Here is a 24,411-nt window from a genome sequence, read left to right on the forward strand (position 1 = left end):
GGGTTTATTTTACAGTTTATCTGATAAATAAATCAAACGCCATTGTATCAATTTTTATCAAGTTTCGCTATAATTAATACTCCTGCCTGACATTTGCCCTTTTTATTAGCCACACTCGCCTGCCATGCAAAACGAACTTTTTATGATAGACAACCCCTGCATTGGCGTGTGTGCCATGAACAAAAAGGACTACTGTATGGGCTGTTTTAGAAATCGCACCGAACGCCAAACATGGCACATCATCAGCAATGGCGAGCGAGCAAAAATTTTAAAAAACCTTGGTAGACGACGTCGCAACATTAGCGCCCCACTTCGCCACAAACAACGCCAAACCCTAGTCAATTATGAGTTTGATTTTTATGGGCAGTTTGAGCAGTTAAGTTTTGATTTTTAAATCAGTGATTTTTAAATCAGTGATTTTTAAATCAGTATCGTCCTGTGGTTTTTATTTACCTTTTTTTATTTATCTTTCTTAATTTGCCTTTTTGCCTTTATCATTTATCATGGCAAATAAAGAGTAGGCACGCCCTATTTACCCATTTATTTGCCAAGCTTATTTGCCAACGTCATACACGCTTCATAACGTCTATTGACATTGGTGGCGTACCAGTTGGTGTTTTTGTCCTGTTTCATCTTTGTACTGCTAATCACGACCTGTGGCATGATGGCATAGGTGGGGTCTTTTTTATATTTGGCTTTAAACAGCTCGCTAACCCCTTGATACGTGGCGGTTTGCTCAAAACTTGCTTTTTTCTCTTTTTTCAAATCACTTCTGATTTGGGCGGGGGTGAGCGGTGTTTTGGCGGTGGCGAGCAGGTTGATGAGTGCCGTCTCGGTTTGCGATTTGGCACTGCTCACCGTGCCATTGGCATATAACAGCAAATCGCCATCAATGTCAAGGCTGATTCCTGTTAGGCTTGCCACACGTTTTTGAAAAGCGGAATTTCGACTTGAATACACGCCAGAGTTGTAGTCAGCAAAGCGATACAACGGCTTATCATAGTCCGCCTGATACATCATTAAGCGATGAATGCCGTAGTACAGACCGCCATACTGCCCATACATGTCAGCACGCAGGGTGCGGTCGTTCATGTTGGCTCGGCGGTGGCGTTTGGCGTAGTTGACATGCACCTGCATGGAGCCTAAGGTGGTGATGGGGTTTAGGCGTTCATCAAGGCTCTCACCTGTGAGCTTGGTGAGATTGTTCACGCCACTGACTTTATAGGTGCTGGCAAAGTAGTCAAACATCTGTTGGTACAGCTCGTCCAGCTCTTTTTCGGTTTTTACCTTTTTGATTTGGCTCTCAAAGCTGTTATCCTTGGTCGGGCGAGTGGCGAGCATGGTGCGAAACACGCCAGCGAGCTGTTTACCCAGTTTGTCTTCTAGCTTATCATCGATGGCACGTAAGGACGCTTGCCCGAGATTGGCAACGGCAGGATTGGCGTGAAAGTTGGACTCTTGGTCGATGACCGCAACCACGGTGCAGATGTTCTCTTTGTCCTTATGCAGTTTTAGCTCGTCAAATATCGCCCCGATGTCGCTTGCCCAACTTGCCTTGTCCTGTGAGCGGTTGGGTAGCACTTTGGCAATCTCATCATCTGACAAGATGGGCGTGTCGGGCGTCTCTTGGGTGCAGGCGGTCAGCAGGATGGCACCGCCAAACAGAGCGATGTATAAGGACAGATTTTTTAACAGTGGATTTTTCATAAAGTGATAAAAAAACAATGACAAGCCAAAAAAACGGCTTATTGTAGCAAAATAATGCCCCAATAAGCCTTGCCCGACATTAATGCCATGTGTGATTTTTGTATCACGAACTGCTGGTCACATGCTCACCGCCAACCAGTCGCATAAGCCCTTCTTGTTGGGTGGTGGCGACAAGCCTGCCATCTTGCCAAAACTGCCCGTTGTTTAGCCCCTTGGCGTGACTGGTCGTGTCGCTCCACATGTCATACAGTAGCCAGTCGCTGACATCAAAGGGGCGATGAAAATGCATGCTGTGGTCAATGCTCGCCACTTGTAAACCCTTGGTCATAAAGCTAAGTCCGTGCGACATCAGCCCCGTACCCACCAAATAAAAGTCGGACGCAAAGGCAAGCAGAGCCTGATGAATGGCGACAGGCTGGTCTTGTAGCCCATTGATACGAAGCCAGTTGGCTTGACGGGGTCGCATGGGCTGTGGATGAATAGGGTCTCGGGGCGTGACAGGGCGTATCTCGACATGGCGTTTACGCAGGTAGCGGGCTTTTAGGGCGTCGGGGATTTTGCCGACATGAGCGTCTTTTAGCTCCTGCTCACTTTGTAAGGTGTCAGGGTGCGGATATTTGGGCATGCTCTCTTGGTAGTCCAGTCCGCCTTCCATGGGTGAGAATGACGCGATCATGCTAAAAATGACCTGCTCGGTCGTGCCAAGCGTGGGGTCGTCAGGGTTGTTTGGCACGTTTTGTACCGCCACGACTTGCCGAGCCGATAGGCTTTTGCCATCACGCAAACGGCGAACTTGGTAGATGACTGGCAGGCGAATGTCGCCCCCACGCAAAAAATAACCGTGAAAACTGTGACAAGGCTTGTCTATCTGGAGCGTCTTTGCCCCCGCCATCATCGCTTGGGCAAGCACCTGCCCACCGAACACCCTTGCCCCCACGTAGTCAAAGCTCGGTGCCGAAAACACATCAAGGGTTATCTCGGTTAGGGTCAAAGTCGTCATCAAGTCACGAATCAAACTATCATCAGGCGTATTTGGCATAATCATTCCACAAATCTAAATGGCTAAGGGCAAACAGTGCTATCTGTATTGACAAATGTCATCAAACCACACCGTTTCTGGCAGGCGTACAAGTATAACAAAATTTTTGTCCATTTCTAGTTAAAAATGTTAAAATACTAAGATTATTGTCAAATCATGGCACGTACTATGTTAAAACTTCCGAATATCTCTCAGATTTTTTCTAAAAAACCAAATAACACCCCAAAACCCACCCACCAAAACCAACAAGAAGCCCCCAAAAGAGCAGAAAACAAACCATCGGTCTATCGCAACTTATCAGGCAAAGGCTTATCTTTGGCGGTTAAGGCACAAATCTTGGGCGAAGTGCCAGAGCTTGATGATGATATTCCCACCTTTTATGTGCTAAGAGAATATTCACGTTCCAACAGTCTGCTCGTGGATGTTAAAACCCAAGAGCTAAATTTACCGTCTGCCCTTGCCAGTACCAGCGTTGGCAGTCTTAATGAGAGTGCCTCGGTCATCTTTTTAAAGCACCGTCACGGCTCAGAGAACATTCCATCGCCACGCTTAGAGCGACTCATCAAAGCATGTATCGATGACCCCACATTGCGTGTGCGACTCATCCCCGTGACCATCCTATGGGGACGAGCCCCAAGCAAAGAAGACAGCCTGTTTCGCCTGCTCATGGCGGACGAATGGAATAGTCCCAGCATTCCCAAACAGCTCTTTAATATCGGGGTCATGGGGCGTGATACGGCAGTGCAGTTTGCTCAGCCCAAGGATTTACAAAAGCTTATCCAAGACAGCAAGGACAATCATGCTGACAATGCAGACCTTAGTACATCGCACTTGGCAAACCATATCAGCCAACGCCTAAAAGGCTATTTGGACAAACAACGCACCAGTATCATCGGACCTGACCTATCTGACAAACGCAACGTGACGGGGCAAATCTTATCATCGCCCATCGTCCAAGAAGCCATAGAAAAAGAAGCCATCCGCACAGGCAAAACCATCGCCCAAATCAAAAAAGAAGCCAGCGGTTATGTGGGTGAGATAACAAGCGATTATTCACACTCTGTCGTCCGTTTTTTTGACCACTTTTTGACGTGGCTATGGGAGCGACTCTATGACGGCGTGGAAGTGCGTCATTTTGAGCGGGTGCGTAAGCTTGCCCCCGACCACCAAATCATCTATGTACCATGCCATCGCAGTCATATGGACTACCTGCTCTTATCTTATGTCATCTACAAACGGGGCTTACGCATCCCTTACATCGCCGCAGGGGATAACCTAAACATCCCTGTACTGGGCGAGATATTGCGTAGTGGCGGAGCATTCTTTATGAGACGTAGCTTTAAGGGCAACGCCTTGTACAGCACGGTGTTTAAGGAATATCTACACACACTCATGCAACGGGCTGTCCCCATTGAGTACTTCATCGAAGGCGGTCGCTCTCGTTCAGGTCGTCTGCTACCGCCCAAGCTCGGTATGCTTGCCATGACCGTGGGTAGTTATCTGCGTGAGCCTGCCAAACCCGTGGTTTTTGTCCCGACTTATATCAGTTATGAGCGGATTATGGAAGGGGCGACTTATGTGGGCGAGCTCAAAGGCAAACCCAAAGAAAGCGAAAACCTGCTTAGTCTCATCAAGACCGCCCAAAAGATTGAACGGGTATTTGGCACGGTGCATCTGTCCTTTGGCGAACCGCTACACCTGACCCAATTTTTGGATAAATTTAACATCAAAACTGGCAAAGACACCCTAGCGTTAAGCCCTGATGAACAAGCGGACAACGACAAGCAAACCCACGCCATGATTACCAACATCGGCGTCAAAATCATGCAAAACATCAACAAATCAGCAGTCGTCAATCCTGTCTCCCTGCTGGCACTCGTACTACTGTCCACCCCCAAATCCGCCCTTGATGAAGCTCAAGCGATAGAACAAATCGCCCTATATCAGCGTATCGCCCAAGCCCTGCCTTATGACAAGGACACCTTTGTCACTGACATGAACCCCAAAGACATCTTGGCGTATGGCTTGCAGTTAGAACTCATCGAACGCACTCCCCACGTGCTAGGCGACATGATAAAAGTGGCGGACAAACAAGCTCCCTTGCTTAGCTACTTCAAAAACAACATCCTGCACGTCTTTATCCTAGCCAGTTTTATCGCTTCACTGGTGCAACGTAATGGACGCATGTACCGTGATAAGCTAGAAAACATCAGCGAGCTTTTGTATCCCTTTTTACAAACCGAGCTGTTTTTAAAACACCCGCAACGTAGCATCAAAGACACCATTGGCGAGATTTTGGACGTACTTATCAAAGAAAATCTGGTTGTCGAATGGGACGGCGTACTCATCAGTGCCCCCGAAACCAACTCGCCTGCCTACCAACAGCTCATCGTGCTTGCCGACCCTGCCGAGCAGAGTTTGGAACGCTACTTTATGGCTTTGACCTTATTGTCCGAACAAGGTGCACACCGCCTAAATACCGAACAAGTCGTCAATCTGTGCTACTTCCTAGGGCAAAGGGTGTCCGTGCTGTATGCCGATGATTTGCCTGACATGTTTGATAAGGCGTTATTTACAAGCTTCTTAGATACGCTCGTACGCATGGGTTATGTGCAGATTGAGCCTGAGACGGGCATGATTGATTTTGATGAACGCATTGACAAAATCGCCGAACACGCCAAATACGTCCTAAATCCCGACATGATTGAGTTGCTGCGTCACACCGCTCGCCTAAACGACGATGAGATTGACAGCGTCATGAATGAGATGAATAAAAAGCGTAAATTTGGACGTAAATAGCTGATTTATTAGTTTAAAACACAGATAAAGAACTTTAAAATTACCACAGATTTATAATATGTGGGCGTAGGGACGTGCTGAGCACGTCCCTACAAAGCCTGTGGCAAATATCAAATTCGTTAGATATACATCAAAATGCGTTGAATATTTGATGGTAGTCCAAAAAGTATGCCAAATTAGGTTTTCCGTTCGCCCTGAGCCTGCCTACGGGTCGGTTTCCGTCATGGTTCGACTTAGCTCACCACGAACGGAAACCGTGGTACTTTTTCATTTTGTAGAGTGTACATGGGGCAAATGATAATTTGTCCCATGAAAGACACACCCATTTAAAACGTGTCTCCCAGACACACCCAAACCCATTTTAAGGAAAATCCCCATGGACATGAACGCCCTACCCACCATCGACCCCACCGCCCTAGGCGATAACGTTCCACGCAGGCATGGCAAAATCGCCCCACGCCTTGCCCGTGCCTTTTTGGACAAGACAGGCTGGCGTATCACAGGCGAGATTCCCAACGTCTCGCAGGCGGTACTGCTTGCTGTTCCCCACACCTCCAACATGGACGGTGTGTACGCCATTCCCACCCTACTCGCCCTTGATGTGAACATCAAATTACTGGGTAAAAAACAGCTGTTCAAGCTCCCCATCATGTCGCATTTTTTGACGTGGGCAGGGGTCATTCCCATTGATAGGGACAAAAAAGGCTCGGTACTACAAGCCAACATTGACCGCTTTAAAACTGGCAAACCGCTCTTTTTGGGGCTAGCCCCCGAAGGTACTCGGGGTTATACCGATGAGTGGAAAACGGGCTTTTATTATCTGGCAGTGGGGGCAGGCGTGCCTATCTTGCCTGTGGCGATGGATTATAAAACCAAAGAAGTCCGCTTTATGCCCCTATTCTACCCCACAGGCGACATTGAGAAGGATTTGCCCAAGATTTATGCCTATTATAACGGCGTAGAAGGCAGGCATGTAGGTAAAATGTCTAAGCCACTACAAGATTTGTCAAAATGATGGCTGAGATAGTTGATAATGATTGGGTAAAAAAATACAAAGACAGACAATATTAACAAGGATTTTGACACAGAAAAACCATCTGACCACTTAACTGGGTAAATTTTAAGGTTTTTACTTGACTTTTAAATTAAGTGGTCGGATAGCCATTTTTCATACAAAACCACACAAAACAAACCGCCCCAAACTTTGGAGCGGTTTTTTTATTAACAGGCTTTCATTATAAGGCTTTTTGATTACAAAATGGTAATGTCTTGGTCAATATAGAGCTTAACATCGTTATTACTCCAAATGTTGTAGGTTGTACCTTCTTGTTGTTCAGTACCACCCTTAGTCCAAGTACCAGAGATGTCAGTTTGTGAGGTTTCACCTGACTGTAGCACACTACCCAAGGTTACGGTATCGCCCACATCGCCTTTGATGTACAAAGATTGCCCATCGCCAACATAGTTGGTTGTCGCCAGCAAATCGCCAAAATTGTCCATCGTCACATGTTGCAAATCAATCGCCCCATTGCTTAGGTCAATCACGGGCAAATCAGCATTGACATCCGCATCCGCTTGCACATCGGCATCGGCGTGCAAGTCTGGGTTTTCAAAGCCACCTGCTGGCTTGTTGTTGAGCAAATTAAACTTGACATTTACCGCCGCACTATCGCCATCTTTGTCGCCATAGTTAAACTTAAAGTTCAACGCATCGCCCCCTGCCACTTTGTCGTTGGCACCTTTCACAGGCTTAAACTGGTATTGACCATCTGCCTGACCTGTAAAGGTACCCATAACCTCTTGACCTTTTTTGATGCTAAAGGTATTGTCGACGGTTTGTTCGGCTGTATAGCCATTTGTACCATTTACAAACGACCATGTACCATTTGTTGCTCCATCGGCAGAGACATCGGCTTTGCCTGTCAAGGCTTTGCCCTCAAACAACGCTATCGCCCCGTCAGAGACTGGCACCAGTCTGGCTTTGAGCGTAAACTTATTCACCCTGTCCTCACCAGTTTCCATTGCAATCACATTCTTTGCGTCAAAACCTCTAAGGTAATAACTTGATTCTATCGAAACACCATTTGCAGTTGTACCAGAAATGACTAGATTATATAGATTACCACCGACCTCAATTGGTTCGTTCTTGTTTTCTACCACTAGATAATCAGCAGCTCTTAAACCAGGAACCTCAATAACATGAACAACCGTTGAAACGTTGACCGTTTTTTCCACACCATCAATGGACAAGTTGAAAGTCATATCCACAGGCACGCCTTCATCAGGGTAAGAATATCTTGGAGCTGGATCAGTCTTTTTATTACCATGCTCAATTTCCCCAAATTCAAATTCTTGGGTAGCATCAGGCACATCAAGATTGTTTGGTGCTGACACTTTCAAGTGAGCGTTACTCGTTCCTCTCCTTGTTGATTTACCCCAATAAATTTTGGCACCGCCTTCATCAGCCGTTAAAGAGGGGCTGTCCGCTACAGACTGTGCATTAAAACCAAAGGTTGACCCTTTCACGCCAGCACTTGGTGGTGCTGAATCCGCCAAATTGATGTCTTTGGTTTGCGGATTGCCCTCATTAGCCACAGGCTTATCATCAACCACCCTAATGGTTAAGTCGCTTTCGGCAACCACTTGCGTATCTTTGACCACCTGTACTTTGGGCTTGGCAAGCAACGCCTCGCCATTGCCATCTTGGTCTTTGTGATCAATCGCTCCTTTTAGCTCAACTTGGTATTTGTAAGTACCGCCTTCATTGACCACTTTGACCACAGCAATCTCTTTGACACCTGCTTTGGCGGTCAAAGTCATTTTATCAGGGCTTTGCTCCCAAGTGATTGGCACGCCACCGCTTGTGATGTTGTTTGCTTGTGGAGCGATCAATTGCACCGTTTCGCCAGCTTTGAGATTGTCAATGTTTAGCAAACCTGTAACTTCTTTGACGCCGCCTTGAGTTTTGCTACCCTCTGGCAAAGCCGATTCAAACAAGACCGCTTTGGCATTTTGCGGATCTGTGACTTGTGGTTGACCAGTGCCTGTGGCTGGTTGCACGGTAATGGTTGCCACAGGTGCTGGTACATTACTGTTATTGGTTGCCGCAGTCTGTGGAATATTTGCCGCATCGTTACCAGTAACATCTTGAATAGCATTGTCATCATTGCCTGCTGTTGGGTCTGTATAAGCAACTTTAACATCTTGACCTTGAGTAACAGGTTTTGGCAATGTCAAGGTAACTTTATTACCTTCAACACTCACAACTGGTTTTACAGGCTGACCATCAACGGTTACTGTAAAGTTATCAGCAACTGGTGGTTTGGTTGTATCAAGTGGCTCGCTAAAGTTTAGCTCAATCTTATCACCTGTTTCAGGGATATTAGGCGTGCCTACCAAGGTTGGTGCTGTGGTGTCAGAAGCGTTGGCAGTGGTTGGGGTAGATTCATTATCAGACTCATCTTTTGCCGTGACGGTGACTGATTCGCCATTGGTTAAAGGTTTGTCCAAATCAACCGTGTAGTTGCCTTCATCATCTGCGACACCTGTGCCAATGGTTTTACCATCTTTGTCTTTGATGGTGACAGTGGCATTAGGCTCGGTGGTGCCGGTGACTTTATCGCCTTTATCGCTCACTTCTGCGGTAGGTTTAGCAGGAGCGGTGGTGTCGATGACAACATTCTGCTCAGCTGATGGTCCTGCTGTCTTGGTGTTATCTTTGCTAACAATCTGTGCTTTGATAGGATGAGTACCCTCTGGCAGAGCATTGTTCATAAATTCGGCTGTCCATTTGCCTGAAGCATCCACAACCGCATCCACGGTTTGTCCGTTTAGAGTAACCACAACCTTCTCGTCATCAGGCAGGGCTTTATCCAACGTGCCAGATACCGCCAAAGTAGTATCATTTGTGATAAAGTCGCCAGCAACGCCTGTATCGTCACTGATGGCAGTAATGGCAACTTGATTACCTTGACCCGCCGCTTTTGAATCATCAACAATGGTAATGTCTGCGGTCTTAGCATCATCTCCTGAGCCAACAACAATGGTTGCCTTTTGGTCGGCTTCCACACCATCATTGCCTTTAATGGGCAGGTCTACATTGAACTTATCCACACCTGCTGGCACGGTAATTTTACCCGACTCACGGTCATAGCTTATGCCAGTGATTTCTTTACCATTGTCATCGGTGAATTTAATGCCATCATAATCAAAATCATCATGATTGGCGATATCGCCAGCTGGGCTTGAATCACCATCTTCAAAGGTCACTTTAAAATCAACCTCACCGCCATTGTTATTGACCAGTCCTATGGTAGCACGCACTGAGTCGCCCTCAGCGATGTTACCATCTTCGGGATTGGTAAAGGCAGTGTTATCAGAATCAATGGCTGTATTAGCAGTGTCTTTATTGGCATTTGCTTGGTCTTGTGCCTTGCCACCTGTGGTGTTTTGAGCTACAGCTGCGACAGTGCTTCCATCTTTCACCGCATCTTGTGGGATGGTAACTTTACCATCTTTATCAACAGTGACACCCTCTGGCAATGTACCTTCAGCTGTCCAGTTGCCATCAGCATCTTTATTAATGTTAACGGTTTGCTCTTTGCCATCTTCATCGGTGTATGTTACGACCATTTTGGCATTGTCAGTTCCTGGTGTGACAGTTACAGAGCCGTCTGTTTGTGATGGGGTAACAGTTGGAGCGTCAGCTCTGGCGTCTCCTGCTGTATCGGAAGCATCACCACTCTTACCATTGTCAGTAGTTTGGTTGGCAGTCACGTCAGAGCCGTCTTTGACTTTATCGGCAGGTAGCGTGATGGTGCCGTCATCGTTGATCACAACGTTGTCATCGTCTGCTGTCCAGTTGCCGTCTTTGTCTTTGGTAACTGTCACGGTCTGCTCTTTACCATCTTCATCTACATAGCTGATTTCAACCTCTGTGGCATCATCTGCTGGCTTAACAGTTACCGAGCCATCATTGTTAGCGGTCACGTCAGGTTCGGCAATGCCATCTTTGGTGATCACCTCTGCTGGATCGCTGGTTCCCACAGGGGTAGTTTGTTGTGCGGTGACTGTTGAGCCGTCTTTGACTTCATCGGCTGGGATGGTGGTCTTACCCGTAGTTGGGTTTACGATGATATTATTATCGTCTGATGTCCAATTACCATTGTCATCTTTGGTTATGGTAGCGGTATTTGGCTTACCATCTTCGTCGATGTAGTTGATGACAACTTTGTCTACTTTGTCTGATGGCGTGACAGTCACAGAGCCGTCATTGTTAGCGGTAATCTCTGGTAATGCAGGCTTGGCAGGTGTGGTATTATTGTCATTATTGGCAACCACTGGCACTTTATCGCTGTCTTTGCCATCGACTGTTTGCTCAGCAGTGGCAGTTGAGCCGTCTTTGACTTTATCGGCAGGTAGCGTGATGGTGCCAGCGTTGTTGATGACAACGTTGTCATCGTCTGATGTCCAGTTGCCATTATCATCTTTGGTTATGGTAGCGGTATTTGGTTTGCCATCTTCGTCGATGTAGTTGATGACAACTTTGTCTGCATTATCAGATGGTGTAACAATCACAGAGCCGTCATTATTAGCGGCAATCTCTGGCTGTGGCACGTTATCTTGGGTGGTTACTGTGCCTTTGTCGCTGTCTTTATTGCCCACGGCCTGATTGGCAGAGACTTCTGAGCCGTCTTTGACTTTGTCATCTGGCAGAGTAATGGTGCCAGCGTTGTTGATGACAACGTTGTCATCGTCTGATGTCCAATTACCATTATCATCTTTGGTTATGGTGGCAGTCTTATTATTACCATCTTCGTCGATGTAGTTGATGACAACTTTATCTGCTTTGTCTGATGGCGTGACAGTCACAGAGCCGTCATCATTGGCGGTAATCTCTGGCTTTGGCACGTTTATTTTTGCTTTATCAGACACCGGATCGCTCTCTTTGCGACCTGGGTCAGTTTGAAAGGCGGTAACGTAAGAGCCGTCGGTTACGTTGTCAGATGGGATGGTTACGGTGCCATTGTCTTTGTCTAGGATAACGCCATCTGGCAGATCGCCGTCAGCCGTCCAGCCGTCTTGGTCTTTGGTGATGGTTACTTGTTTGTTATTACCATCTTTGTCAGTATATTTTACAACAACTGCCGAACCATCAGTGGCATCGTCACTTGGTGTCACAACAACATCGCCTGCATCATCACCTGTCTTGATGGCGTCTACGGCAGGTTTGGCTGATGGAATGTCACCCACGTCATCGCTGTTATTGGTTGTGCCGACATCAGTGGTTTGCTTGGCAGTAACAACTGTATTAGAGCCAATCTCAGCCACAGGAACGACTACTTTGCCAGTGGCGGGGTCAATGGTAATGCTGTCATCTTTTTTAGCATCTACCCATGCATCAGGCACGCCATCGCCATTGGTGTCTTCATGGGTGAATATAACGGTGGTAGGCTCTGTCTCACCTGGCTTGGTGTAGGAGACTTCAAGTTTGGTCGCGGTATCATGGGGCGTGACAACCACACCGCCATCCATGGTTACAACTTGTGGGTTGTATAGTGTGGCTGTGGCGTCTTTATAAGTGTCTTTGTTTGCACCGATGGTAAAATCGCTAAGACCACCGAGCGTGATGCCATTTAATGCCAATAACTCGGCAGTGATGGTCACCTTACCTTCACTATCGCTTTGAACTGTCTTGCCATCTGCATCTTTTAGTATGGTGCCATTGATGGAGATGTCAGCTTCAGGCACTTTAGTACCATCACTGGTAATGGTAAAGCTTAGTGCCTGTGCTGCACCTTGTGCGGTCGTGTTACTTTCTAGGTTAGAGATGCTCAGAGGTTTATCTTCTACTTCTACGGCGGTATTAGTGTTACCGCCCTTGTCATCATCACTATCAGACACAGCGGCAATGATACCAGCCAGACCTGCGATGCCCACAAGCCATGGCATGATGCCAAAGCGACTGCCTTCTTCTGCACCAATCCACCATGGCGCAGGATAGCCTTGACCGCCTAGAGCCTGACCTTCGATGTCACCGATGACAAGCTCGGTCACATAGTCTTGGGTAAGACCGGTATCTGGCACGTAGTAGTGGTATTGACCGCTTTCGGCTTGTCCGATGAGTGCTGATTTGTCGTAGTCATAGAAGTTTTCGATGATTAGATCGGACTCTTCGGCATTCTCTTCAAAAGAGACATGCAAATCTTTACCAACACGCTTGGTGACGATGTGGTCAGGACCACGACCTGTGGCATCGTTGATAAGCTCGTAGTTGGCATTACGATTGGCTTTGATGATGGTGGGTTGACCGTCTTTGGTGATGACCCTTGCTTCGGCAATGGTCTGAACGCTGTCATTGACTTTTACACTGATGGATTGCATGCGTTATCCTTATTTTAATTGACTACATGATGATTATTGTGAAACAACAACGACACGGCGGTTTTCATAACGCCCTGCCTTGGTGTTGTTAGTGGCAACAGGGCGAGATTCGCCATAACCGATGGTAGATAAACGAGAATTCTCAATACCGTGGTTATTTACCAATAGGTGCTTGACCGCCTTAGCACGACGCTCAGAAAGCTTTTGGTTATAGCTAGCGGCACCTGTTGAGTCGGTGTGACCTTCGATGGTAGCACTGGTGTTAGGGTGTTGTTTTAGAAAATTAGCGACTTTGGCGACATCCTGTTGAAATGCCGGTTTGACATGGCTTTTATCATGGTCAAATTGGATGGTCAGATTTAATTTGGCGGGCTGAGCTGCATAAGACGGCTGGCTGGGCTGTACGTTTGTCGTTGCTCTAACAGGGGCGACTGATACAGGGGGGGGGGTACGTTGACTGGCGAGCAGTCAGCAGGCTGTACACGACTGACTTGATGAGCTTGACGACGCGTGCCTTGGATGAGCTCTTGGGCTTGGTTGGCGTCTACTTGAGTTAAACTGGCTTGATAGTTATTGCCAGTTTGTACGACAAAGTACTGAACTTCTCGTGGATTTAGATGAGTATGAATGGATTGGGCTGATAAATCGTTGGTTTTTTTGCCCGTGGGAACAGCACTGATTTGGACATTGCCTGCACATGCCACACCAGATGTATAATGTCCATCTTGCAGGCTAGTTAGATAGCGGTCATTGATGGCAATGTTGGTGCTAGACTGCTCAGAAGATTCTGCATTGGCAAGCGGTCTGATGAAAACCACACCACCAGCATTATCATGTGTGGCTAGATTGGTAAACTCATCTACCGCACCTTGACTTGACATCTTCCATGTAACTTGATTGCCTAAACGCACATCGGCATGTGCATGAATTGCCATCATCAGTGCCGAACCGATGAAGGCTAATTTTTTTAGTTGCATGGCAACTCCTCATAAACATAAACTATGGTAACTACTTGCACAATACATTTAAAACTCATTTTTGTGTGGCATACCTGTCATGATGCTTTTTAAATTAAACGGCAATACATCAACATCACGGCAGACTTTGGGTTCACAAAATGCCTTTTAAATCATGCTCGTCATCTCATTTTTGTGGCAATCAAACCCATCTTAGTTGTAAAATTATGCAAAAATACTGTCAAAAATTGTCACACCGCTGACAAAAAATGTCACAGATGTACATTTTAATACAGTTAAGCGTATCATGACACTTTAATCTCATGTCAGTTATGATAAGCTTTTCCAAAATTCACACAAAAGATAAGATTGACATTTATCATGTTGCAAAAATCATACCAAGTAAATAAACCGCCTAGGCGTTAAAATGGATTTGACTTACCCCAGCATCTGTTTTTGTCCATTTATCCCATCATAAAAATCAATAAGATGCCATTTTTTAGACAAAAATAAGGGGTGATACCAGAGAAGTATTTACTTGGCATTGATAATTTAGTAGCATTACTTTACATAATTTTAATTAAAAACATATATTTTATTACATTTTATATTTTAAATAATATAGTCAAACAAATTTGAAATAAGACAAGGAAAACGAGCGAAGTTGTACAAGTAGTACTACGAGCGAGTTTGACACAGTATTATTTCAAAGTTGACAGACTATAATCATCAAGAACTCAGATTTTATAGCTTAAGCACATCAAATTTGGCACTCAAAATACAAGGCATCTAGAGCGTGCCCATCCTTTATACACCCAAGAAACTTTAAAATTACTACAAATACAATGATGTGTGGACGTAGGGGCGTGGTAAATATCAAGTTGGTTGGGTGTAACACCAATTCTCTTTCCAAACTTAAAAATAAACCCTTGAAAATACTGAGGGTTTAATTTTAAAAAAAATCTGAAAAAATCTGGGTTTGGAAAGAAGTCTAATAAATGATGCAAGAGGGGAGAATGGGGAATAAAACCCTTTGAAATAAACATCTCAAAGGGTTGGATATGGAGCTCTTGGCGAGAATTGAACTCGCGACCTCTTCCTTACCAAGGAAGTGCTCTACCCCTGAGCTACAAGAGCAAATAGTTTTGCTGACAAATGGAGCGGGTGGCGGGAATCGAACCCGCACCATCAGCTTGGAAGGCTGAGGTTCTACCACTAAACTACACCCGCATGGGTATTTGGTAGGGAGAATATGGTGGTGGGGGAAGGATTCGAACCTTCGAAGCTTTCGCGACAGAGTTACAGTCTGTTGGGTTTGACCGCTCCCCAACCCCACCAGTTGTTACAGGTATGTCTTTTAATGGTCTGTTAAAAGATTAAGCCCAATAAACGGGCTTGACCTGAAAAGTTTCTTAGGAGTGGTGCCGGCTGCCGGAATCGAACTGGCGACCTACTGATTACAAGTCAGTTGCTCTACCAACTGAGCTAAGCCGGCGGTGTTTCCTAAGTGGTGCGTATGATACCATAGTTTTTGATTTGCGCAAGTATTTTTTTAAAAATTTTTAAAATTATTTTATAAGTCCTTGTTTTTTATATTAATTGTTTTCTGGCAGTGGGCTTGGTATTTTTTATTATTTGACATACAAATCATTCGCTCGCCTGCCGATATTTTTGTATAATGGCATCATCCTATTTTTTAAAAGAGTACAAAAATGACAACAGAGATGATTTTGAGCATTTGTCTTGGCATTGGCTTGGCAGCAAGCTCAGGCTTTCGGGTGTTTGTGCCGTTGTTTGGCATGTCGCTGGCAAGCTATTTTGGCATATTGCCCTTAGGTGAGAGCTGGCTGTGGCTGGGCAGTACGAACGCGTTGGTGATTTTGGCGGTGGCGAGCATCGCTGAGTCCATGTCTTATTTGGTGCCGTTTGTGGATAATTTGCTTGACACCATTGCCGTGCCACTGGCAGGCATGGCAGGGACGATAGCCATGGCAGGCAGTCTGACCGACATGAGTCCTGCGATGACATGGGCGCTCGCCATCGTGGCAGGGGGGCGGAGCGGCAGCGACCATTAAGACCACGACCGCCGGTGCCAGAGCCGTTTCAACCGCCACGACCGCCGGTGTCGCCAACCCTGTCATCGGACTGGCAGAGACTAGCACCGCCATTGGGCTGTCGGCACTTGCCATATTCGCCCCTGTATTGGCAGGGGTGGTTGCTATCGTGGGGATTGTGGTGTTTATTTGGCTTGTGGTTAAGCTCAAAAACCGCCATAAGGCAAGCGAATCGGCGTGATTTGGCAAAAACCATTTGCAATTTATCCTAAATTTTTGTAAATTATCCCAAACCCATTTTTTAAGGACAAAACCATGCCTGCCTTACGAGACGACATTGACCCACAAGGACTTTTGGAATATTCGGTGGTCTATACCGACCGAGCGTTGAACCATATGTCTACCGAATTTCAAAGCGTGATGAGAGCCTTATCCGCCACTTTAAAAGAGCTTTATCATGCCGATGGCGTGGCGATTATCCCTGGTTCTGGCACGTCAGGCATGGAAGCGGTCGCCCGTCAGCTTGCCACAGATAAGGACGTAGCGATTGTGCGAAATGGCTGGTTTAGCTATCGCTGGACGCAGATTTTGGAAAAAGGACGTATCGCCAAATCCACGCACGTTTTTACCGCCCAAATCCACGGCAATCCTGCCACATTCGCCCCTGCCGACATTAACGAAGTTACCGCCCATATCCGCCAAAACCGCCCAAGCGTGGTGTTCGCTCCCCACGTTGAGACCGCTTCTGGTATGATGTTATCAGACGACTATATCAAGGCACTGGGGCAAGCGGTGCATGACGTGGGCGGGATTTTGGTGATTGACTGTATCGCTTCGGGCTGTGTGTGGCTTGACATGAAAGCATTGGGCATTGATGTACTACTCTGTGCCCCACAAAAAGGCTTGTCTAGCACGCCTTGCTGTGGACTTGTCATGATGTCCGAGCGTGCCAAAGAGCTTGTTCAAAGCACAGAATCCACAAGTTTTACCTTAGATTTAAAAACATGGGCGAATATCATGACCGCCTATGAAAATGGCGGACACGCCTATCATGCGACCATGCCCACAGACGGACTAAGACAGCTAAGAGATACCCTAAAAGAATGCCAAGCCATAGGATTTGATAAGCTAAAATCCGCCCAAATAGAGCTGGGGCAAGCCATTTTGCAAGTATTAAATGACAAAGGGGTCGTAAGCGTGGCGGATAAAGACAGTCAAGCGGTTGGGGTTATCGTCTGCCATGCCCCAAATGATGATGTACACAAAGGCGTGGCGTTTGCCAAAGTCGGTGTACAAATCGCAGGAGGCGTACCGCTACAAGTGGGCGAGCCGTCTGATTATAAGAGTTTTAGAATTGGGCTGTTTGGGCTTGATAAATTGACCGACGTATCAGGCACGGTGGCACGATTTAAGCAGGCGTGTGATGAAGTATTTTGATTATCTTTATCAACATAAAAGCCCAATGTGATGTTGGGCTTTTTGTTTGTCTTATACAGTTATTTGGATTTCACTACGCCATTTTCCTTAACGAGCTTATCCGCCCAATCAAATAATTCATTCAAATCATAATCCCCACCATGACCCACACCCCACGCCAAGGCAAAATCCACGTTCTTGCCCTGATTTTGTAAGGCGGTGGCTAGTATCACAGGCACGGCAAGGGATGTATCATTATCCTTTGCCGCATGACGGATACGCCAATGCTCGGTGGGGCTTTGGGCGATATAATTCATCGCATTCATCATCTTGATAGTGTGAGCATCCGCCATGCTCCCTTGTCCGTATTTTTTGCCAAAGGCGGTAAAATGCTGATTGTTCAAAGTCTTATTACCAAACAGATTATTCTCGCCACTGGTCAAATCTGTGGCATCAAACGCAGCTACGCCCTTGCCACGCCCCAAGTATTTTAAATAACCGTCAAAATCCGCCACATAAAAAGGGTTTGCCGACTTTCGTTGTGCCAAAAAGTCAAAATCACTCAAATCCGTGCCATTTTTAAAGGCGGTATTGGCGAAGTTATTCAAATGATAAATCACTTCATCTTTAAACGTGCCGTTGCCGTTATAATCCAATGTTAATGACTGTCCGTTGTGCCCTGTTAATTTTAAACCATTGATATAACTGGGGAAATTGGATCTTAATTCATTTGACCAACTTTTTTGCTCGTCCGTTAGGCTTGCCTTTATGCGTTCACGTTTGATGTTGTAGTCTAGCATGGAGACGTGCATTTTGTGATAATCATCAATGCCGTTAAATTGCCACTCGTACGCCATATCGGCATTTTCAAGGTTGGTAATCGGAGCATAGGCGGACACGGCAAACACGCTGTCATCAGCTGTCATAATCGCCCCTGTTTTTTACAATTCGGCGTGATAATCCATGCTATTGCCACTTGCCCCTAAAAGTAGCGACATCACCCCGCCTGCGGACGTGCCATTGGCGATAATACGGTCGGCTCGCCCTGCCATGAGCGTGTCATTGGCTTTGAGATAGGCAATGGCGGATTTTAAATCCACGATGACAGACGGAGCTTTGCCCGTGTGGTTGCCGTCTGTGCCGAGTGTCCGCCCCCTAGCCCCTGCACTTGCCACGACATAGCCACGCATGAGAGTGGCAACCGCACTGTTTGGTCTTGGCGTACCGTCTCGCCCTGCCCTACTCTCTCTCGGCGGTCATCGGCTTGGCGGGCATATATCCGCCCACGCCATTGGGGAAAAATATCGGGGCGGTGTCTGCCGTGTAGCCGTTAATGCTGTCGCCTGTAAAATACGACTCGGGGATATAGACGTTCATCACTTGATAATCAGGCTCGGTAGGGTTTGCCACATAGGGGGTATTTTCAAACGCACGCACGACAAGGCTTTGGTCGTCTTGGGTGATGGTTTTGTAATTGTTGGGACTAAACGTTAAAGAGCTGGGCGTGGTGGTTGTGGCAAGCTTATTTGTATTTGCATTTGGGTTTGTATTTTGGGAAATGGATGTGGTGCAGGCGAATAAAGACAACAAGGCGATAATGGAAATGGACAATAAGGATTTCATACATATGTCTCAATAAAATAATAATCATTATAATCCAAGCAGTCAAAAAAGCAACTCCTTGTACAAAAATCGTCATTTGAGAAACTTATGCCCTTTTAAATAAATACACACAAAAACTTGCCCTAACATCAAACTTATCCTGTGCTTTTAACGCCGTTTTACGCTCAAGTTTGGCTTTATAAGTATAAGGGGTCATGTCTATCAAATCATTTAGGCTTTGGTTATCAAGGCATAAATCAGCGTCTATTTGCCATTCATTGACAAGGGTAAACTCGGGCGACAATTCTGCGATAAATTTGGCAGGGTTGTGCGGATTGACGGTGTCAAAGAGCTTCTCACGCATGGCATATAGGTGCATGGGGGCAGGCGTGGCAACCAGCAAAGACCCATCTGATTTTAACACCCTTAACATCTCGGACTTTGGCAAGGGGCTAAATAGGCTCGTACAAATATCCACACACTCGTCCGCCACAGGCAACACCGCCCCTGTACCCACCACCCAAGTGATGTGTTTGCCGATGTCGGTGTTTTTATACGTTCTAGACGCTGTCATAATGGCGGTTTTGGCAATGTCAAGCCCGATAACTTGGGCAGAGCGTGTCATGCCAGCGGTGTAATAGCCTTCGCCACAGCCGATGTCTAGTATCGCTTTGGGCGATAGGTCAGCAATCACTTGGCTGATTTTGGTGCGAAGTGGCTCATAAAATCCGCTCGCCAAAAAGCGTCTGCGAGCCTGTACCGATGTTGGCGTATCGCCTGCACTGTGGCTGTTTTTGTGTTGAACCACGTGCAAATTGACATAGCCGTTCTTGCTGATGTCATAGCTGTGGCGGTTTTGGCAGGTGTAGGTTTTGCCTTGTAAGTTTAAGTCGGTGTGGCAAATGGGGCAGATGAGCATAGGTTTTATTAATATTGGTTGTGTTATTTGTTTTATGGGCGGTTGGTGGTTTTAAACTCTTGATAAAATTCTTTATCGTCATCATAACTTGGTGGGTTTAATAAGACGATTTGACCATTGATTAACTCATTATAAATTTGGGTGGCTTGTTGTTTAATTTTATTTAACTCAATCTCTGAAAATTCACCATAATGCTCTTCTCCCCAAAAATACAATTCCGCATACAACCCATATTTTGTTGCCAATTCTCTCAAAAATGTATAGCCTTGACAATACCAATTATAAATTGTTGCTAATTTTTCTAAGTCATTGGGTTGATTGATTAAGGATAATAAGACATCTATTAAAGTTTTGCTATAATATTTTGAATAATCCAGATAGGGAATGCTTAACTTTTCAATCTCAATAATACTTCTTTTGTCTTTAAAATCAAGACTGATTAACGCCAAATAATCATCAGGAATTAAATACTTTTCCAAACTTGGTTCGTTATACACCCAAGTTTCAAAGTCGGACAATGAGCCTTGTTCTAACAGAAGTGTAAAGAAAGGTTTTTGCAAGTTAAAGGGTAAAATTTTCATTCTTGTTTCTTATTATTTTCATAAACCCAACGCCGACAATCATCATATTTATAAAAACTGACATACAACCTTATATGATATAAATTATCAAAATTATAATCACCTACCGATATTTCGTTTTCTCCCACACAAAACCGTCTGTAAAAAGAATGCTTGGCGGTACTATATTCCGATAATTCAACATCATCGGAAATTTTTTGAATATTTTCTAGCAATGTTTCAATATCGCTTGTTTTGGGATTATGGTAATGATAGGCGATAGAAATGGATTGTGCACTGGTCTTTTTATGGTCATCTCGTTTATCAAATGGGGGCAAGCCGATTGTGACCGCATCTAAGATGTGTTGCAATTCGGCTTGCTTTTTATCATAATCCAATTTGATAGGGGCGTGAAACTCAGAATTTTTAACCCCATCTATCAAGTTATAAATCATAATGGGTAGCACAAAAGCCAAAACAGCAATGAAAAAAACATAATGAATTATTTGTTTATCGTTTTTCATGCTATCCACCTAAAATCAATGCTCCCTCGTACTTCTAAACGCCACCTCGGGATACCGCTCTTGCATTAACTGCAAATTGACACAACTTAGGGCAAATTAGAAAATCAATCATAACGCCTTATCCAAAAGCTCCAATGCTCTTTTAATATCGCCTTGTTTGGCTCTGTTTTCAAAGCGTTTTTTTGCTTCATATTCGGCAAGCACATTAGACATTGTTTCGTCTATTAAGCGAGCAACACTCAGTCCTTGCTCATTGGCAATCACGCTTAGGCGTTCGTGTTTGTCATTGCTGACTTGAAGTGTTAATGTCGTCATTATAACTCCTTAATTGCAATAATTGTTCTGGTGTTAAAATTTGAATGCCAAAATTCAACTCATTTTGGCGAAAATCTTTTTGATTATGACTGACAATAATATTGGCATTACCTGCAACCGCCAATTCTATCAAATGATTATCGCCTTCATCTTTTAAATTGGGTCGCCACAAATAAAAAATACGCACCCATTCACAAATGGACAACAACGCATTTAAAATTTCATTGCGTTCATCTAATGATAATTTACTTTTGGCAAATATATCATCACGAGCCAAAACATCTTCATATTCTGCCAATAACACCACACCAATAATCGGTATAAATTCGCCTTTTAAGCAGGCTTTAATTAGGCGGTTGGCGTGATAAGACCCCAAACACGCCCCCACCAAAATATTGGTATCCAAGACAACTTTCATTATAATTCCACATTAATCTAAAATCAATGCTCCCTGGTCGCCCGAAACTCCACCTCAGGATACCGCTCTTGCATTAACTGCAAATTGACACGACTGGGAGCAAGATAAGTCAAATAACCACCGCCGTCAATAGACAACTGGTCGTGGGCTTTTTTCTTAAACTTTTCAAACGCCACTTTGTCATCACAATGCACCCAACGCACGGTGGCGATAGAAATCGGCTCAAAGGTGCATTGCACCTTATATTCTTCTAGCAAACGATGTGCCACTACTTCAAATTGCAACACGCCCACCGCCCCCAAAATCAAATCATTATTGATTTGGGGCATAAAGACTTGCGTTGCTCCTTCTTCGGAGAGCTGTTGCAAGCCTTTTTGTAGGGCTTTGGATTTTAAAGGGTCTTTTAGCACCACACGGCGAAACAGCTCGGGGGCAAAGTGCGGAATGCCTGTAAAGTTTAAGGTCTCACCACTGGTAAAGCTATCGCCAATCTGGATTGTGCCGTGATTGTGCAAGCCGATGATGTCGCCAGCGTACGCTTCGTCCAATGCTTCACGGTCGCCCGCTAGGAACATGAGTGCGTCCGACACTCGCACTTCTTTGCCAATACGCACGTGGTTCATTTTCATTCCCCGTTCGTATTTGCCCGAACAAATCCGCATAAAGGCGACACGGTCTCGGTGTTTGGGGTCCATATTGGCTTGAATTTTAAAGACAAAGCCTGTGAAATTTGGCTCGTCCGCTTTTACCAATCGCTCCACCGCATCGTGGTCTTTTGGCGGTGGGGCGTATTTTGTTAAAACGTCCAAAATCATGTTTACGCCAAAGTTACCCAACGCCGTACCGAACAAAACAGGTGTTTGTCGTCCTGCCAAAAACTCATCCACGTCCCAGTCTTCGTACGCCATCTCAGCAAGCTCGATATTGTCCATAAACTCGTCCCACAAAATCTGCCCAAGCCTGTCCTTGATGTCGGCATGGTCGTAACCGTCTCGGCTCTCAATGTCAGTGATTTGTGAACCAAAGCCTTTTTTATAAAAGTAAGTCTTTTTATCCACAAAACTATACACGCCCACAAAATCCTGCCCCATGCCGACGGGATAAGCAAACGGCACGCATTTGATTTTTAGGACGCTTTCAATCTCATCTAAGAGGGCAAGCGGATTTTGGATTTCACGGTCAAGTTTATTGACAAATGAAATAATGGGCGTGTCTCGCATACGGCACACTTCCATGAGCTTAATGGTGCGTTCTTCCACGCCTTTTGCTCCGTCAATAACCATAAGAGCAGAGTCCACAGCGGTCAGCGTGCGGTAAGTATCTTCTGAGAAGTCGGCGTGTCCAGGGGTGTCTAGTAGATTAACCACATGATTTTTATAGGGAAATTGCATGACTGATGTCGTGATAGAGATACCACGCTCTTGCTCCATGCTCATCCAGTCGGACGTGGCATGGCGGTCGGCTTTACGCCCACGCACCTCGCCAGCGACTTGGATTGCCTTGCCCCACAGTAGGAGCTTTTCGGTCATGGTGGTTTTACCTGCGTCAGGGTGTGAGATGATGGCGAATGTTCTGCGAGCCTTGATTTGGTTGGTTAAATTGGTTGTCATTTCTTGCCTTTTATGAATTATGTACATGTTTATGTACAAATATATTTTGAGTTAAACGGGATAAAATTTGGCATATTATATATCAAAATACACTTTCTTAATACACAAAAAACAACCGCACCCCAAAAGTTAGATACTCAAATACCAACCTTTGAGGTGCGGTTCAAAATGAAGTGGGTTTTGTGGTAGCATAAGAATTAAAAGCAAAGATAAATATAAAAATAAGGTTCTGGTTCAAAAAGGATGCTACAAGAAAAACCGTTCGTAGTAAGCTATGCCTGCCCATGACGGAAACCGACTCGCAGGCAAGCTTGTGGCGAACGGAAAACCTAGTTTGGCATACTTTTTAGACTACTGCCAAAAATAAAACCTGCTCAAGGCTAGAGTGGCGAGCTTTGGGGTTGGTTCATTTTTTTGGGCGGTGTTTTTATCAAAATTTATTCCACAAACTTCACAACTTGTTCAAAAGTCTTGCGTGCTTTTGGTTTGATTTCTTTATCACGATAGCCAAAAGTTACCATTACCGACACGCCCCATTCGGCAGGGTCAAATAAACCTTCTTCTGCCAAAATACGGTTCACTTCTTTATAATCAAAGCCTTCAATCGGACAACTGTCAATGCCAAGCATTGCTGCCCCCGTCATCATATTGGCAAGGGCGATGTAGGTTTGTTTGTTTGCCCAGTCAAATAAACTGCGATCAGAATCCAAAATGGCGATGTCCTCACTTTGGAATTTTTTATAAACTTCCATAATTTTCACACGGTCATCGCCTTGCAAGCCCCGTCTGTCCATAATTTCGCCAAAATAGGGCGTGTCATAACGGGCGTTTTTCTTGGCAAGAATGGCGACAATGTGGCTGGCGGTTTCCATCGTGGGAATGCCCCACGCATAGGATTTTAGTTTTTGGCGTAGGTCGTGGTTTTGTAATACCAAAAATTGCCAAGGCTCAGAGCCTACCGAGCTTGGCGACAAACGCCCAAGTTCCAAAATGGTGTTAAAATCATCGGCAGGGATTTTCTTATTGCCGTCATACGAACGCGTGGACGCACGGCGATGAAAGGCACTAATTAGGTCGTCTTTGCTAAAAATGGTCATAAATCGCTCCAA

General features: G+C 45.4%; 21 protein-coding genes and 4 tRNA genes. 6 read left to right on the forward strand and 19 right to left on the reverse strand.

What is annotated here, in order from left to right; translation table 11 throughout:
* Positions 1-142: 142 nt before the first annotated feature.
* Positions 143-394 carry a DUF1289 domain-containing protein gene (locus B0182_RS11960; RefSeq protein ID WP_244893695.1) on the forward strand — a complete coding sequence of 84 codons (252 nt, stop codon included), beginning with the start codon at positions 143-145 and terminating at the stop codon, positions 392-394.
* A gap of 146 nt (positions 395-540) precedes the next feature.
* Here the strand turns inward: B0182_RS11960 and B0182_RS11965 are convergent, their stop codons facing one another.
* Both B0182_RS11965 and B0182_RS11970 read right to left on the reverse strand, forming a co-directional pair.
* A complete protein-coding gene (locus B0182_RS11965) occupies positions 541-1,707 on the reverse strand; it encodes a DUF1615 family protein (protein ID WP_078275180.1) in 1,167 nt (388 codons plus the stop codon).
* 103 nt (positions 1,708-1,810) lie between these two features.
* On the reverse strand, positions 1,811-2,746 hold the full coding sequence (locus tag B0182_RS11970; RefSeq protein ID WP_078275148.1) for an acyl-CoA thioesterase: 936 nt from the start codon (positions 2,744-2,746) through the stop codon (positions 1,811-1,813).
* 168 nt (positions 2,747-2,914) lie between these two features.
* On the opposite strand from B0182_RS11970, the gene plsB reads away from it, so the two are divergent.
* A complete protein-coding gene (plsB, locus tag B0182_RS11975; RefSeq protein WP_078275149.1) occupies positions 2,915-5,545 on the forward strand; it encodes a glycerol-3-phosphate 1-O-acyltransferase PlsB in 2,631 nt (876 codons plus the stop codon).
* Between the two features lie 376 nt (positions 5,546-5,921).
* Entirely contained in the window at positions 5,922-6,560 is a 639-nt protein-coding gene (locus B0182_RS11980) for a lysophospholipid acyltransferase family protein (RefSeq protein ID WP_078275150.1), read from the forward strand.
* Between the two features lie 236 nt (positions 6,561-6,796).
* Here B0182_RS11980 and B0182_RS11985 read toward each other — a convergent pair whose 3' ends face one another.
* From B0182_RS11985 to B0182_RS12015, 7 genes are all read right to left on the reverse strand, one after another.
* Positions 6,797-12,928 (reverse strand): Ig-like domain-containing protein, encoded by a 6,132-nt coding sequence (locus tag B0182_RS11985; protein ID WP_078275151.1) that lies wholly within the window; start codon positions 12,926-12,928, stop codon positions 6,797-6,799.
* Positions 12,929-12,961: 33 nt separating this feature from the next.
* The gene (locus B0182_RS11990) at positions 12,962-13,396 is read right to left on the reverse strand and encodes an OmpA family protein (RefSeq protein ID WP_078275152.1); all 435 of its coding nucleotides are present in this window, start codon (positions 13,394-13,396) and stop codon (positions 12,962-12,964) included.
* Positions 13,288-13,905, reverse strand: a complete 618-nt coding sequence (locus tag B0182_RS11995) for a hypothetical protein (RefSeq protein ID WP_078275153.1) — start codon at positions 13,903-13,905, stop codon at positions 13,288-13,290. The genes B0182_RS11990 and B0182_RS11995 overlap by 109 nt, the downstream gene beginning before the upstream one ends.
* Before the next feature lie 1,041 nt (positions 13,906-14,946).
* A tRNA-Thr gene (locus B0182_RS12000) sits at positions 14,947-15,021 on the reverse strand.
* Positions 15,022-15,040: 19 nt separating this feature from the next.
* Positions 15,041-15,114 (reverse strand) — tRNA-Gly (locus B0182_RS12005).
* A gap of 23 nt (positions 15,115-15,137) precedes the next feature.
* Positions 15,138-15,221, reverse strand: a tRNA-Tyr gene (locus B0182_RS12010).
* 82 nt (positions 15,222-15,303) lie between these two features.
* Positions 15,304-15,379: transfer RNA gene (locus B0182_RS12015), tRNA-Thr, on the reverse strand.
* Positions 15,380-15,596: 217 nt separating this feature from the next.
* Here B0182_RS12015 and B0182_RS15245 point away from each other — a divergent pair.
* The 3 genes from B0182_RS15245 (at position 15,597) to B0182_RS12025 (ending at position 17,375) form a co-directional block, all read left to right on the forward strand.
* Positions 15,597-15,959, forward strand: a complete 363-nt coding sequence (locus B0182_RS15245) for a DUF4126 domain-containing protein (RefSeq protein WP_245952190.1) — start codon at positions 15,597-15,599, stop codon at positions 15,957-15,959.
* On the forward strand, positions 15,955-16,179 hold the full coding sequence (locus tag B0182_RS15250; protein WP_245952236.1) for a DUF4126 domain-containing protein: 225 nt from the start codon (positions 15,955-15,957) through the stop codon (positions 16,177-16,179). The genes B0182_RS15245 and B0182_RS15250 overlap by 5 nt, the downstream gene beginning before the upstream one ends.
* Positions 16,180-16,253: 74 nt before the next feature.
* Complete coding sequence (locus B0182_RS12025; RefSeq protein WP_078275154.1) at positions 16,254-17,375, forward strand: aminotransferase class V-fold PLP-dependent enzyme; 1,122 nt, start codon at positions 16,254-16,256, stop codon at positions 17,373-17,375.
* A 59-nt stretch (positions 17,376-17,434) separates the two neighbouring features.
* On the opposite strand, the gene B0182_RS14645 is transcribed toward B0182_RS12025, so the two are convergent.
* From B0182_RS14645 to B0182_RS12065, 10 genes are all read right to left on the reverse strand, one after another.
* Positions 17,435-18,280, reverse strand: coding sequence for a subtype B tannase (locus B0182_RS14645; protein WP_208624068.1), 846 nt, complete (start codon positions 18,278-18,280; stop codon positions 17,435-17,437).
* A 15-nt stretch (positions 18,281-18,295) separates the two neighbouring features.
* A complete protein-coding gene (locus tag B0182_RS14650; RefSeq protein ID WP_208624067.1) occupies positions 18,296-18,544 on the reverse strand; it encodes a hypothetical protein in 249 nt (82 codons plus the stop codon).
* Positions 18,545-18,593: 49 nt separating this feature from the next.
* Positions 18,594-18,977, reverse strand: coding sequence for a hypothetical protein (locus tag B0182_RS14655; protein ID WP_208624066.1), 384 nt, complete (start codon positions 18,975-18,977; stop codon positions 18,594-18,596).
* Between the two features lie 85 nt (positions 18,978-19,062).
* Positions 19,063-19,875, reverse strand: a complete 813-nt coding sequence (locus B0182_RS12035; protein WP_078275155.1) for a putative RNA methyltransferase — start codon at positions 19,873-19,875, stop codon at positions 19,063-19,065.
* A gap of 32 nt (positions 19,876-19,907) precedes the next feature.
* The gene (locus B0182_RS12040; protein WP_078275156.1) at positions 19,908-20,456 is read right to left on the reverse strand and encodes a hypothetical protein; all 549 of its coding nucleotides are present in this window, start codon (positions 20,454-20,456) and stop codon (positions 19,908-19,910) included.
* Entirely contained in the window at positions 20,453-20,959 is a 507-nt protein-coding gene (locus tag B0182_RS12045; protein ID WP_078275157.1) for a hypothetical protein, read from the reverse strand. Before B0182_RS12045 ends, B0182_RS12040 begins: the two co-directional genes overlap by 4 nt.
* A 108-nt stretch (positions 20,960-21,067) precedes the next feature.
* Positions 21,068-21,274 (reverse strand): hypothetical protein, encoded by a 207-nt coding sequence (locus B0182_RS12050; protein ID WP_078275158.1) that lies wholly within the window; start codon positions 21,272-21,274, stop codon positions 21,068-21,070.
* The gene (locus B0182_RS12055) at positions 21,243-21,692 is read right to left on the reverse strand and encodes a putative toxin-antitoxin system toxin component, PIN family (protein WP_078275159.1); all 450 of its coding nucleotides are present in this window, start codon (positions 21,690-21,692) and stop codon (positions 21,243-21,245) included. Before B0182_RS12055 ends, B0182_RS12050 begins: the two co-directional genes overlap by 32 nt.
* A gap of 23 nt (positions 21,693-21,715) precedes the next feature.
* The gene (locus B0182_RS12060) at positions 21,716-23,302 is read right to left on the reverse strand and encodes a peptide chain release factor 3 (RefSeq protein ID WP_078275160.1); all 1,587 of its coding nucleotides are present in this window, start codon (positions 23,300-23,302) and stop codon (positions 21,716-21,718) included.
* Positions 23,303-23,739: 437 nt separating this feature from the next.
* A complete protein-coding gene (locus tag B0182_RS12065) occupies positions 23,740-24,399 on the reverse strand; it encodes an NAD(P)H-dependent oxidoreductase (protein WP_078275161.1) in 660 nt (219 codons plus the stop codon).
* Positions 24,400-24,411: the final 12 nt, after the last annotated feature.

It is taken from the genome of Moraxella bovis, from assembly GCF_002014975.1.
In the GTDB taxonomy this organism is placed as follows: Bacteria; Pseudomonadota; Gammaproteobacteria; order Pseudomonadales; family Moraxellaceae; genus Moraxella; species Moraxella bovis.

What these genes read in the sequence shown, in the direction of transcription:
- B0182_RS11960 (WP_244893695.1), top strand. Translation starts at nt 143, where the DNA reads ATGATAGACAACCCCTGCATTGGCGTGTGTGCCATGAACAAAAAGGAC.
- B0182_RS11965 (WP_078275180.1), bottom strand. Translation starts at nt 1,707, where the DNA reads ATGAAAAATCCACTGTTAAAAAATCTGTCCTTATACATCGCTCTGTTT.
- B0182_RS11970 (WP_078275148.1), bottom strand. Translation starts at nt 2,746, where the DNA reads ATGCCAAATACGCCTGATGATAGTTTGATTCGTGACTTGATGACGACT.
- plsB (WP_078275149.1), top strand. Translation starts at nt 2,915, where the DNA reads ATGTTAAAACTTCCGAATATCTCTCAGATTTTTTCTAAAAAACCAAAT.
- B0182_RS11980 (WP_078275150.1), top strand. Translation starts at nt 5,922, where the DNA reads ATGGACATGAACGCCCTACCCACCATCGACCCCACCGCCCTAGGCGAT.
- B0182_RS11985 (WP_078275151.1), bottom strand. Translation starts at nt 12,928, where the DNA reads ATGCAATCCATCAGTGTAAAAGTCAATGACAGCGTTCAGACCATTGCC.
- B0182_RS11995 (WP_078275153.1), bottom strand. Translation starts at nt 13,905, where the DNA reads ATGCAACTAAAAAAATTAGCCTTCATCGGTTCGGCACTGATGATGGCA.
- B0182_RS15245 (WP_245952190.1), top strand. Translation starts at nt 15,597, where the DNA reads ATGACAACAGAGATGATTTTGAGCATTTGTCTTGGCATTGGCTTGGCA.
- B0182_RS12025 (WP_078275154.1), top strand. Translation starts at nt 16,254, where the DNA reads ATGCCTGCCTTACGAGACGACATTGACCCACAAGGACTTTTGGAATAT.
- B0182_RS14645 (WP_208624068.1), bottom strand. Translation starts at nt 18,280, where the DNA reads ATGACAGCTGATGACAGCGTGTTTGCCGTGTCCGCCTATGCTCCGATT.
- B0182_RS14650 (WP_208624067.1), bottom strand. Translation starts at nt 18,544, where the DNA reads ATGCGTGGCTATGTCGTGGCAAGTGCAGGGGCTAGGGGGCGGACACTC.
- B0182_RS14655 (WP_208624066.1), bottom strand. Translation starts at nt 18,977, where the DNA reads ATGAAATCCTTATTGTCCATTTCCATTATCGCCTTGTTGTCTTTATTC.
- B0182_RS12035 (WP_078275155.1), bottom strand. Translation starts at nt 19,875, where the DNA reads ATGCTCATCTGCCCCATTTGCCACACCGACTTAAACTTACAAGGCAAA.
- B0182_RS12040 (WP_078275156.1), bottom strand. Translation starts at nt 20,456, where the DNA reads ATGAAAATTTTACCCTTTAACTTGCAAAAACCTTTCTTTACACTTCTG.
- B0182_RS12045 (WP_078275157.1), bottom strand. Translation starts at nt 20,959, where the DNA reads ATGAAAAACGATAAACAAATAATTCATTATGTTTTTTTCATTGCTGTT.
- B0182_RS12050 (WP_078275158.1), bottom strand. Translation starts at nt 21,274, where the DNA reads ATGACGACATTAACACTTCAAGTCAGCAATGACAAACACGAACGCCTA.
- B0182_RS12055 (WP_078275159.1), bottom strand. Translation starts at nt 21,692, where the DNA reads ATGAAAGTTGTCTTGGATACCAATATTTTGGTGGGGGCGTGTTTGGGG.
- B0182_RS12060 (WP_078275160.1), bottom strand. Translation starts at nt 23,302, where the DNA reads ATGACAACCAATTTAACCAACCAAATCAAGGCTCGCAGAACATTCGCC.
- B0182_RS12065 (WP_078275161.1), bottom strand. Translation starts at nt 24,399, where the DNA reads ATGACCATTTTTAGCAAAGACGACCTAATTAGTGCCTTTCATCGCCGT.